Raw genomic sequence first — 9,821 nt, forward strand, 5'->3', positions numbered from 1 at the left:
CTCCGGGTCGGGGCCAATAAGATCGTCGAAGCCAGCCTATGGCGCTTCGGCCGGTGGACCCGGCCGCTGCTCTCCTCCGGAACCACCTAAAGGACCGTGGTTGTCCTGAATTTCGCCGCAAGGGTGTTCCGGGTCACGGTCGGGCACTAGAGTCACGTGACATGGACATCATCCTGGTACCCGGATTCTGGCTGGACGCGTCGTCGTGGGCGGAGGTTACCCCACCGTTGGCCGCCGCCGGGCACCGGGTACACCCGTTAACGCTGCCCGGGCTGGAAGCGCCGGATGCCCCGCGGGCGGGGATCGGCCTGCGCGACCACATCGACGCGACCGTCAAAGCGGTGGACGGTTTGGACGGGCCGGTGGTCTTGGTGGGCCATTCCGGCGGCGGAGCCATCATCCACGGCGTAGTAGACCAGCGCCCGGACAGGATCGCCCGTGCCGTCTACGTGGACAGCGGCCCGCTGGGCGAAGGCGGCGTGATCAATGACGAACTACCCGCCGAAGGCGACGAGGTACCGCTGCCGGACTGGAGCCTCTTCGAGGAAGAAGACCTGGTGGACCTCGACGAGGGGCTCCGCGCCGCCTTCCGTGCCCGGGCTATCCCGCAACCGAGGGGCGTGGCCTCCGATCCGCAGCACCTGTCCGACGAGCGGCGTTTCAACGTTCCGGTCACGGTGATCACGTGCGAGTTCACGCCTGAACAGCTGCAGGGCTGGATCGACGCCGGCGCACCCCAGGTGATCGAACTGGCCAGGACCCGGGATGTCGAGTACGTGCACCTGCCCACGGGGCACTGGCCGCAGTTCACCAAACCGGCCGAGCTCGGCGAAGCCATCCTGGCCGCCGTCACGAAGACTGTTGAGGCAACCGGGGCGCAGTGAGCTTAGCCAAACTGCTGCCCGCCGTCGAGGCAGCGCTCGCCGGGCACGGCCTCGTTTATGAGGTCCTCGACTGCGACCCGGACCTGGCGGACACGGCGGCCTTTTGCGCACACTACGGCTTCGCCCTGGAGCAGTCGGCCAACACCATTCTGGTGGCGTCGAAGAAGGTGGAACCGGCCAGGTACGCGGTGTGCGTGGTGCTGGGGACCGCCCGGCTGGACGTGAACAAGACGGTCCGTGAACTCCTGGGCGTGAAGCGCGCGTCCTTCGCCGACGCGGAGACCACCCAAGCCGTGACCGGCATGGAGATCGGGGGAGTGACCGCCATCGGAACCTCCGGCCACCCCATCTACATCGACGCCGCCGTGATGGACCAGGAACGCGTGGTGATGGGCGGCGGCAACCGGTCCAGCAAACTGCTGCTCAAGCCGGAGGAGCTGGCCAAGCTGCCCCGCGCCGTGGTGATTGAAGGGCTGGCGAAGCCTGCCGTGCCGCTCCACGCCACCGACAGGCCAGGGGACGGGTAGCACAGGCTGCCCTAATCTTGGCTTGCCTTACCTTGCTGGCGGGGATACAAGCCTGCGCATAATCTGGAGCCATGGGACTCACAGGAAAACTCGCAGAAGCGTTTAACGACCAGGTCACGCTGGAACTCCAGGCCTCCGTGGTCTACCGCCAGCTGGCCATCGAAATGGATGCCATCGACCTGCCCGGGATTGCCGGCTGGTTCCGCGCCCAGGCCGAGGAAGAGGTGGTCCACGCGAACAAGTTCATCGAGCACATGATGGACCGCGGCGCCCACCCCAAGATCCAGGCGATCACGGCTCCGACAATTTTCGCCGCGACCGTACTGCAGGCGTTCGAAGCCTCGTTGGCACACGAGAGGAAGGTCTCCGAGTCGATCCGCGACCTGTACCGGCTCGCGCAGCAGGAGGGCGACATCGACTCCATCCCGCTGCTCAACTGGTTCATCGACGAGCAGTTGGAAGAAGAAGCCACGGTCGGCGAGATTATCGGCCGGGTCAAGCTGGTCAACGACGACGGGCCCGGCCTGCTGCGCCTGGACGAGCAGCTCGGTTCCCGCACCGGCGAAGACAGCTAGCACGAAAGCCCCGGCCGGGCAGTCCGGGCTAGGCCGACGGGTCCTCATCCTCACCGCGATTGTCGAGCCAGGACCGGGCCTGCCGTACTGCGTCCTGGAGGGAGGAGCCGAGGATCTCGCCGCCCGGGACCAGAACGACTTCGTCGTTGAGGGCCAGCCGCTCGGCGCGCTGAATTTTTTCGGCGAGGTCAGGGGTCATGCCGCAGAGGTAGAGCCGCCCGCCGTGCTGGCTGAGTTCATGGGCGTAGCTGTCGATCTCGTCGATGAAGGTGGCGCCGACTTGGCTGTTGCCGCGGATACGCAGTACGACGGCGGCGTCCTCGGCGGAGTCCGGTGCGGGAAGCCGTTCCCGAAGCGTGCGGGCAGCGGCGAAGTAGAGAGGGCCGTAGACGTCCAAAACCGTGACCTGACCCGAGCGCAATTGAGACGGGGCGTCCTTGACGTGGATCTTCCCGTCGTCCTCGCGGACCAGTTCATACACCTCGGTCAGCTGCCCGGCCCGGTAAATGAACAGCACCAGGGTCAGCACCACGCCCAGTCCCACAGCCACCGGAATTGAGGTCAGGAGGGTGGCGAGGAAGGTGATGACCATGGCCCATCTTGCGGTCCCGGCGACTCGCCAGATGGAGCGCAGGTCGCTGAACTTTATGGCCTGAAAGCCCGCGACCATCATGATTGCGGCGAGCACGGTCATCGGGACCTGGCCCACCAGGTTTGAGGCGACCAGGATGATGGCCAGCATGGCCAGTCCATGGAACACCATGGCGAAACGGCTGCGGGCCCCGATCTGGGTGTTCAACGCACTCTGGCTCACCGACGCACCGGAGGGCATGCCGTTGAAAAAGCTGGCGGCCGTGTTGCCCAGTCCCTGGGCCAGCATGTCCCGGGAACTGTTGGCGCGCGAGCCGTCAGGGTTCCGGACGCCCTGGCTCACGCCCGCGCCCTGAAGGGCGATGACCACGGCCACGGCGAACGCCGAGATCGCCAGGCTTGGGGTGAACAGGGTGAGGTCCGGGACCGCGAACGGCGGAAGGCCGGAGGGTATGTCGCTGACGTCCTGGACGATCTCGACACCTTCGGGTTGCCACCAGAAGGCGATGAGACCGGGGATGACGAGCGCAAACAAGGAGGCGGCGTTCGCCCAGGGTGTGCGCCCCAGCAAGATCATGATGACCAGGGCGATGCCTCCTATCAGCACGGCGCTCCAGCTGAACTCCCCGATGTGCAGGAGCAGGTCAACAAACTTGCCCAGACTGGTGTTGGCTTCGGACGTGTAGCCGGCGAACTGCGCGGCCTGGTCCATTACCAGTACCGCGGCCACGCCGGAGAGGAAGGCGGTCATGACCGGGTAGGAGACGTAGCGAACCAGTTTGCCGGCACCGAGCAGGCCGAAGACCACGAGGAACAATCCGGCCATGCCGACGAGGAGGAACAGCGCCGGACCGCGCTGTTCCTCGGGAAAAGCGGCCACCGCCTGGCCCGCGGCGAGGGCAGAGGCGCCCGTGGTGGCTATCTGCATGAGCTGGGAACTCGCAAAAAACCCGCCCACGGTCGGGGCGACGGTGGTGGCGTAGAGACCGTAGACGGGGTTGACCCCGGCCATGACAGCGGTGGCCATGCCGGAGGGGACGCTGACCACGGCGTTGACGAGCCCGGCCAGTGCGTCCCCAGGTAGGTCCTTGAGCCGGGGCAGGAACCCGGTCGCCTTCTTGCTGTCCCGTGGCACGGTCCCTCCAGGTTTTGCGGATAGCTGGAGCCTGCCCGTTCATGCGGCGGTTTTTGCGCAGAGCGGGAGCGCGTTTGCTGGCCGGCACTCCCTATCCAACGTAATCCGTGATGGGATGGATGGACAACCCGGGACGAGACCGGCGACACAGGTTCCGTTCGGGGACGGTCGTTCCCCAACGACGATGGATCCGCGCGTGTACGAATTCTTTCAAGCCATGGGCGGCGTGAGCGTGACCATCTTTGTGGTCGCCTCGATGCTCAACGTGGGCCTGACCCAAAAACCATCGCGATTGCTGGCGCACCTGTCCAACCAGGCGTTCCTGTTGCGCATGCTCCTGCTCAACCTCATCGTGGTTCCGGCCCTCATGGTCGCGGCCACGGACCTCGTGGAACTGGACCCTGTCTACTCGGCTGGTTTGTTGCTGTTCTCCTTGTCCGCCGGGGCCCCGTTCCTCATCAAGCTCACCAGTCTCTCCGACTCGGACGTCGCCCTCGGAGCCACCGTGCTGCTGGTGCTGATGGTCGCCACGGTGGCGGTGCTGCCGATCACGCTGCCTCTTGTCCTCGAGGGCGTAACGGTGGACACTTGGGCGATCGTCGGGGGCCTGCTGGTGCAGATGCTTTTGCCGCTGGCCGTGGGAATGCTGGTGCGGCAGTTCGCCGAGAAACTCGTGGCGGCCGTCCAGCCCTGGGTGGCGAAAATTTCAACCATCGCGCTATGCGTGCTGATCCTGGCGATCCCGATCGGTTATCTGCCCGCGCTGGCCGATCCCGGGCTGTGGGCGGCCATCGGGGTGGGCCTGGTGGTGCTGCTGCTTGCGCTGTTCCTGGGCTGGACCATGGGCGATGGCCACGACCACCTCCAGGACGTGGGCGGGTTAAGTACGGCTCAGCGCGGCATCGCCGCAGCCCTGATCGTCGCCCAGACCAACTTCAACGATCCGCGCGTACTGGTCGTTATCACGCTGCTCAACACCTTCGGCGTGCTGCTGCTGATCGCCGCGGCGAAGTTCATGAGCAGGGACAACAGTTTCCAATTTCTGATCCCGACGGCGGCCGACGTGCCGGGGAAGAACGACCACGACGACCGAGGAGGCTGACAACAATGAGCGCTGCCGGTGATCAACGACCCAACATCCTGGTGCTGTGCATGGACCAGTGGGACGTGCACATGGACCTGCCGCCCGGCGTGGAGCTGCCTGCCATCCAGCGCCTGGTGGGGGCGGGCGTCAGCTTGAGCAACCAGTACTGCACGGTGCCGCAGTGCACTCCGTCCCGGGCCAGCATGTGGACCGGGCAGCACGCGAAGAATATCGGGCTGTGGGACAACACGAATTTCGCGTGGATTGACGTGCTGGACGAAGAGACTCCCACGGTTGGCACGATGCTGCGGGAGCAGGGCTATTACACCGCGTTCAAGGGCAAGTGGCACTTGTCGCACCCAGGGCAATCTCCGGACGCCCTCGAAGGCTACGGCTTCTCGGATTACCAGTCCTGGGGCGATAACTGGGGAGCGCCGATGCACGGCGAGACGTTGGACGGCGTGGTGGCCTTCGAGACCGTGGACTGGCTGCGCCATAAGCGGCCGCAGGATCGGCCCTGGTTGCTGATCTCTTCGCTTGTCAACCCCCACGACGTCATGTTCCTGCGGGCCGGCGAGGGGGAGCAGGCCCACGCTAACGGGGTGATGGCCGCCTTGACCCATCCGGCCCAGAACCTGGGGTTCATGCGCGATTACGACGTGGAACTCCCGGCGAACTTTTACGACGATCTCGACGCGCAGCCGTACGGGGTGCGGTCCTACAAGCGCAGCACAGAGTGGAACTACGGCCGGATCCCGGAGGGCCGGGAAGACCTGTGGAAGGCCCGGCGGAACTACCTGATCAACTGCCTCCGGATGGTCGACGCCCAGTTCCAGCAAATCCTGGACGAGCTCGACCGGCAGGATCTGTGGCGGAACACCGTGGTAGTCCTCACCTCCGACCACGGCGAGATGAACGGTGCCCACGGCATGACGCAGAAGGGGGCGATTCCTTTTCAGGAAGCCTCCATTGTCAATATGACCGTCGTTGCGCCGCACGGCCCCAAGGGGGTGCAGTCCGACGCCGTCGGTTCACATCTGGACCTCGCCACCACCTTCCTGTCGTGGGCGGGGCTGGAGGAGACGGAGATACGTCGGCTGTACCCAAAGTTGAAAGGCCGAAACCTGCGGTCCGTGGTTGAAAGCCCCGGACAGGCGAAGCCGCCTCGCGGCTCGGCCTCCGAGCCCGGCGATGGCGCTTTAACCAGCTGGGACGGTCTCAACATGCAGGACCCGGAGTGGGCTATCCAGGGCGCCCTCAGTGACCTGGCCCAGCTTCACGAAGGCCCCGAGAAAACGCTGGAGGACTGCCGTGCGGCCGGGAGAAAGTTTGGGGCCCCGGACCTGGACAAGCGGACGTTCTTTCGATCGGTCTCCGACGGCCGGTACAAGCTGGTCCGGTGGTTTTCTCCCACCCAGTACGGCGTTCCCCGTACTGTCGAGGAGTTGCACGCAGTCTCCGACGTAGCGCTCTATGATCTCCTGGAAGACCCCGGCGAGACACGTAACATCGGGGATCCTTCCCATCCCGACTATGACGGGCACTTGATGGAGTCGATGCTCAAGAAGCTTGTCAACCTTATTGACACGGAGCTGGGCGAGGACGAGCCGCCCTTCGACCTGGACCTCTTCGGCACCCGGGAGGTCCGTTACCGCCTGGAGGACATCGAGGCCGGGGCCCCTGGCGGAGGGCTGCCGGCCGAACCCGGTCCCGCAACCGCGGCGCGGCAAGAGCAAGAGCCGTGAGCCAGGGTGTTGTCCCGGAGGCCGAGGTCCCGCCTGGAATGGTTCTCATACCCGGCGGGACGTTCCCGATGGGCTCAGAGGACTTCTATCCCGAAGAACGGCCCGTCCACCCGGTGCGTGTGTCCCCGTTCCTGATGGACCGCACGCCCGTGACGGTGACGCAGTTCGCCCGGTTCGCCGCCGACACCGGCTACCTGACCGTGGCCGAGCGGGCCCCCGACCCGGGGGAGTACCCCGGCGTGGACCCGCGACTGCTGGTTCCAGGGGCGCTGGTGTTCACCGGAACCTACGGGTCGATTCCACTGAGCGACCCGTCACTCTGGTGGTCCTGGGTGCCCGGCGCGTCGTGGCGTTCCCCCGAGGGTCCCGGCTCGCGGGCACTGGATGACCGGCCGGACCACCCCGTCACGCAGGTGTCACTGAAGGATGCCGCGGCCTACGCCAGATGGGCCGGGCGAAGGCTTCCATCCGAGGCGGAACACGAATTCGCCTCCCGCGGGGGTACCGTGCCGACTCCTTACGCCTGGGGCGACCAGCGGTGCCCGGGCGGTCACCACCTGGCCAACACCTGGCAAGGGGCGTTCCCCTACCGGAACTCCGCCGAGGACGGCTGGCCCGCGACCTCTCCAGTAGGCGCCTACGCGGCCAACGCCTACGGAGCCGTGGACCTGATCGGAAACGTCTGGGAGTGGACGGCCGACCGGTGGTCGCCCCGTCACCCGCAGGCCGCGGCCTCCCCTTGCTGCGTCCCGACGGATCCGCGCCGGCAACACGCCGGCCCGGAAAACCCACGCGACGCCTTCGTGGTCAAGGGCGGCTCCCACCTTTGCGCCCCCGAATACTGCCTGCGCTACCGGCCCGCCGCCCGACAGCCCCAGGACCGCGACTCCGCCACAACGCACATCGGATTCCGGTGCGTCCGGGACATCGGGACGACGATTGCTGGTCTCGTTCCGCGGGAGGACGGTCGTTAGGCGCATCGGCCAAAACCACACGGGTCCCCAGGCAGTCAGTAGCTGTGTTTACAGCTCATACGCAGCGGCCGGCCATCGGTCGGATCGCGCTTTTGCTGTGTGGGCGCTCAGCTGGAACCCGGCAGGGAGGCCCCGGCGGCACCTTTGTGGAGGAGCTGGGGTGTGGCGGCCGAGAGTTCGTTGGCGAAGCGGACCAGCATGGCGCCGAGGACTTCCCGATCTTCCGGGGACCAAGTGGAGAGTATTTCGTCGAACGCTGCCGCACCGGCCACGCCGATCTGGTGTTGCAGTTCGATTCCGCTGGCGGAAGTCCCCAACAGGGTGGCACGGCGATCGGCGGGATCGGGTTGGCGGTCGATCAGGCCCTTGGCCTCGAGGCGGCGGACCTGCGGGTTCATGGTGGATTTGTTGACGCCCCACTGTGCTGCCAGATCCGAAAGCCGCATCGGCCCGTTCATGGTCAAATATTCCAGCAGCGCGGTATCGGTGGGCGAGAGGTTCGCGGCGGCGGGTCCGAAGATGTAGCTGCGGATTTTTCTCCGGCTGGACCACTGGAGCAGCAGGGCGAAGCCGTGACGCACTTGTGCCCCGGGCGTCGGCACGCCGGCTTTTGTCGAATGAGGGTCGGGCATGGAAGGAGTCTACCAATAAGGTTCGGTTCGACTAACCGAACTACCGTTGGTACGGTGGAAGAGTCCTCAGATAGATGACCGAGTAAAACTAGAGGAGGAATATGACCAGCGAGACGATCGAAAACCAGTCAACTCTTTCCGCTCCGCGCGCCACGGCCGTGTTGGCCGAATTTGGTGATTACCTGCAGGCGCAGCGCCTGGTGGACCGGCTCTCGGATGAAAAGTTCCCGGTGGAGCACGTGCGCATTGTCGGCCTAGGCATCAGCAGCGTGGAGCAAGTTACGGGCCGAATGACCAAGGGCAAGGCGGCGCTGGCCGGAGCTGCCGGCGGCGCCTGGTTCGGCCTGCTCATCGGGCTGCTGTTCGGGCTGTTCGTCCCCGGCATCGTATGGCTGAGCGTGCTGTTGGGCAGCGTGCTCATTGCCGCCGTGTGGGGTGCCCTGTTCGGTTTCATCGGGCACTGGAGCAGCGGCGGACGCCGGGACTTCAAGTCGGTAAAGTCCCTTGAAGCCGAGCGCTACGCCGTCATGGTCGACTCAGAATACTTCGCGCAGGCGTCCGCCATCACCAACCGGTAGCCGCCCCAAAGCTGCGCCCCCTGCCATCCCGAACCGGCAACAGGCACCGTCAAGGGGTGCAACGCCGAAAAGGGTTTCGGCTTCACTGGGCCAGGATGACGAAGGACCGGACGTGTTCGCGCACTTTTAGGCAATCTCCCCCAGCGGCTACCGCTTTCTGGAAGAGAACCAAAGGGTCGAGTTCGATGTCGCTCAGGGGTCGAACGGCCTGCAGGCTGAGAACATCCGCCCGCTCTGGCGGCTTCGAATACCGCCCCCGGATCCTTGTGGTTCGGGGGCGTTTCCTATGCTGGTTGCATTTCCGGGTGCAGCGCCATGAGCGCCGCGTCATCGGCCCTCCCCGTTCGGGGGCCAGAGCCAGCGGCCATTAAATATGCTGGTCCACGATGATCGGGTTGCCATCGGGGTCCTGCAGAACAAAGCTGGCAGGACCGGTGGTTGCCTCGTCTGCTTCCGACAGGAATTGCACGCCCTCCGCTTTTAACTGCCGCTGGAGATCGCGCACATCTGCGAATGAGTCAAGGGCCTGGGCGTCCTGATTCCAACCCGGGTTGAAGGTCAAGGCGTTCTTTTCGAACATTCCCTGGAAGAGTCCCATGACGGCCTCACCGTTTTTCAGGATCAACCAGTTCTGCGTGATATCACCGCCGTGCCGGCTAAACCCAAGCTTCTCGTAGAACGCGGCAGAAACCGCAATGTCCTTAACTGCGAGGCTGAGCGAAAAAGCACCGAGTTGCATGTGTTGCTCCATTCTCCGGAATGCGGACTCATCGCATCATAGCCACGGCCGGTCCGGGGCGGAGCACAAAACACGTACGACGGCGGCCCGCACGGCGGGATCGGCCAGTCCCATGCTCCGGCCACAGAGGGGCTACGGCTCCGGGTTGTGACGGCGGCCCTTGCGGTCGCGGACACGCTGCTCGTCCTCTAGCCGGCGGTGCTCCTCGCGCTCGTGCTCCAGAGCTATCAGCCCCGGATGGTTCAGCAGCGAATGTTGGCGGCTCATCGGAATCGAGAGTGTAATTGAGGTCTGAATCCTCCGGTTTCGAGCAATGACCGCGCGATGTAATTGGTGAGGTTGCGGAATCCGAGGGCT

Annotated in this window: 11 protein-coding genes and 1 pseudogene; 8 read left to right on the plus strand and 4 right to left on the minus strand. The window is 65.3% G+C overall.

The window, feature by feature from the left end:
• Window positions 1-161: 161 nt before the first annotated feature.
• From AC5RVS_RS04545 to AC5RVS_RS04555, 3 genes are all read left to right on the plus strand, one after another.
• Window positions 162-884 carry an alpha/beta fold hydrolase gene (locus AC5RVS_RS04545; protein WP_494107278.1) on the plus strand — a complete coding sequence of 241 codons (723 nt, stop codon included), beginning with the start codon at window positions 162-164 and terminating at the stop codon, window positions 882-884.
• Window positions 881-1,411 (plus strand): YbaK/EbsC family protein, encoded by a 531-nt coding sequence (locus AC5RVS_RS04550; protein ID WP_493989843.1) that lies wholly within the window; start codon window positions 881-883, stop codon window positions 1,409-1,411. The genes AC5RVS_RS04545 and AC5RVS_RS04550 overlap by 4 nt, the downstream gene beginning before the upstream one ends.
• A 71-nt stretch (window positions 1,412-1,482) precedes the next feature.
• Window positions 1,483-1,986, plus strand: a complete 504-nt coding sequence (locus AC5RVS_RS04555; protein ID WP_493989842.1) for a ferritin — start codon at window positions 1,483-1,485, stop codon at window positions 1,984-1,986.
• 28 nt (window positions 1,987-2,014) lie between these two features.
• Here AC5RVS_RS04555 and AC5RVS_RS04560 read toward each other — a convergent pair whose 3' ends face one another.
• On the minus strand, window positions 2,015-3,712 hold the full coding sequence (locus tag AC5RVS_RS04560; RefSeq protein WP_494107279.1) for a SulP family inorganic anion transporter: 1,698 nt from the start codon (window positions 3,710-3,712) through the stop codon (window positions 2,015-2,017).
• Between the two features lie 196 nt (window positions 3,713-3,908).
• Between AC5RVS_RS04560 and AC5RVS_RS04565 the strand changes: the two genes are divergently transcribed.
• From AC5RVS_RS04565 to AC5RVS_RS04575, 3 genes are read left to right on the plus strand one after another with little or no spacing between them, the layout of a single operon-like run.
• Entirely contained in the window at window positions 3,909-4,814 is a 906-nt protein-coding gene (locus AC5RVS_RS04565) for a bile acid:sodium symporter family protein (RefSeq protein WP_494107280.1), read from the plus strand.
• A gap of 5 nt (window positions 4,815-4,819) precedes the next feature.
• A complete protein-coding gene (locus AC5RVS_RS04570) occupies window positions 4,820-6,541 on the plus strand; it encodes a sulfatase-like hydrolase/transferase (protein WP_494107281.1) in 1,722 nt (573 codons plus the stop codon).
• Window positions 6,538-7,515 (plus strand): formylglycine-generating enzyme family protein, encoded by a 978-nt coding sequence (locus tag AC5RVS_RS04575; RefSeq protein WP_494107282.1) that lies wholly within the window; start codon window positions 6,538-6,540, stop codon window positions 7,513-7,515. The genes AC5RVS_RS04570 and AC5RVS_RS04575 overlap by 4 nt, the downstream gene beginning before the upstream one ends.
• Before the next feature lie 107 nt (window positions 7,516-7,622).
• Here the strand turns inward: AC5RVS_RS04575 and AC5RVS_RS04580 are convergent, their stop codons facing one another.
• A complete protein-coding gene (locus AC5RVS_RS04580; RefSeq protein WP_494107283.1) occupies window positions 7,623-8,147 on the minus strand; it encodes a MarR family winged helix-turn-helix transcriptional regulator in 525 nt (174 codons plus the stop codon).
• 101 nt (window positions 8,148-8,248) lie between these two features.
• On the opposite strand from AC5RVS_RS04580, the gene AC5RVS_RS04585 reads away from it, so the two are divergent.
• Both AC5RVS_RS04585 and AC5RVS_RS04590 read left to right on the plus strand, forming a co-directional pair.
• The gene (locus tag AC5RVS_RS04585; RefSeq protein WP_493989836.1) at window positions 8,249-8,725 is read left to right on the plus strand and encodes a general stress protein; all 477 of its coding nucleotides are present in this window, start codon (window positions 8,249-8,251) and stop codon (window positions 8,723-8,725) included.
• A 36-nt stretch (window positions 8,726-8,761) separates the two neighbouring features.
• Window positions 8,762-8,960: pseudogene (locus AC5RVS_RS04590) on the plus strand (cold-shock protein); the annotation flags it as partial.
• A gap of 132 nt (window positions 8,961-9,092) precedes the next feature.
• Here the strand turns inward: AC5RVS_RS04590 and AC5RVS_RS04595 are convergent.
• Both AC5RVS_RS04595 and AC5RVS_RS04600 read right to left on the minus strand, forming a co-directional pair.
• Window positions 9,093-9,464, minus strand: coding sequence for a VOC family protein (locus tag AC5RVS_RS04595; protein ID WP_494107284.1), 372 nt, complete (start codon window positions 9,462-9,464; stop codon window positions 9,093-9,095).
• A 132-nt stretch (window positions 9,465-9,596) separates the two neighbouring features.
• Window positions 9,597-9,731, minus strand: a complete 135-nt coding sequence (locus AC5RVS_RS04600) for a hypothetical protein (RefSeq protein ID WP_494107285.1) — start codon at window positions 9,729-9,731, stop codon at window positions 9,597-9,599.
• Window positions 9,732-9,821 lie beyond the last annotated feature (90 nt).

This window comes from Arthrobacter sp. Y3221048, assembly GCF_059092685.1.

Bases quoted from the DNA above. Each gene is read 5' to 3' on its own strand.
- AC5RVS_RS04545 (WP_494107278.1), top strand. From the start codon at position 162: ATGGACATCATCCTGGTACCCGGATTCTGGCTGGACGCGTCGTCGTGG.
- AC5RVS_RS04555 (WP_493989842.1), top strand. From the start codon at position 1,483: ATGGGACTCACAGGAAAACTCGCAGAAGCGTTTAACGACCAGGTCACG.
- AC5RVS_RS04570 (WP_494107281.1), top strand. From the start codon at position 4,820: ATGAGCGCTGCCGGTGATCAACGACCCAACATCCTGGTGCTGTGCATG.
- AC5RVS_RS04580 (WP_494107283.1), bottom strand. From the start codon at position 8,147: ATGCCCGACCCTCATTCGACAAAAGCCGGCGTGCCGACGCCCGGGGCA.
- AC5RVS_RS04585 (WP_493989836.1), top strand. From the start codon at position 8,249: ATGACCAGCGAGACGATCGAAAACCAGTCAACTCTTTCCGCTCCGCGC.
- AC5RVS_RS04595 (WP_494107284.1), bottom strand. From the start codon at position 9,464: ATGCAACTCGGTGCTTTTTCGCTCAGCCTCGCAGTTAAGGACATTGCG.
- AC5RVS_RS04600 (WP_494107285.1), bottom strand. From the start codon at position 9,731: ATGAGCCGCCAACATTCGCTGCTGAACCATCCGGGGCTGATAGCTCTG.